1 pseudogene is annotated in these 250 nt (G+C 53.6%); it reads right to left on the reverse strand.

From position 1 onward, the window contains the following. Nucleotides 1–118: pseudogene (locus BN1800_RS43340) on the reverse strand (type II toxin-antitoxin system VapC family toxin); the annotation flags it as partial. Between the last annotated feature and the right edge of the window lie 132 nt (nucleotides 119–250).

Raw genomic sequence — 250 nt, forward strand, 5'->3', positions numbered from 1 at the left:
CGATGATGCTGGTGCAAATCTCTTTGGGATCGATCTCTTCGATGCGGCGAGCCGCCGGTCCGAAGGGATTGCGTATTATGTCGCTGATGATGTTCGTATCAAGCAAGTACCCGTTCAAAAAATGTTCTCCGGCTTTGCAGGCATATCCTCAATATCCGGGAACTGGTCTTCAGGCCCGAGCGGAGGCTCCTTCTTCCACTCGGCAATAAGCTCCGCGAAATTGGACGGCCCGGTTACAGGCTCGATGATG

It is taken from the genome of Rhizobium sullae, assembly GCF_900169785.1.
Classification (GTDB): Bacteria; Pseudomonadota; Alphaproteobacteria; order Rhizobiales; family Rhizobiaceae; genus Rhizobium; species Rhizobium sullae.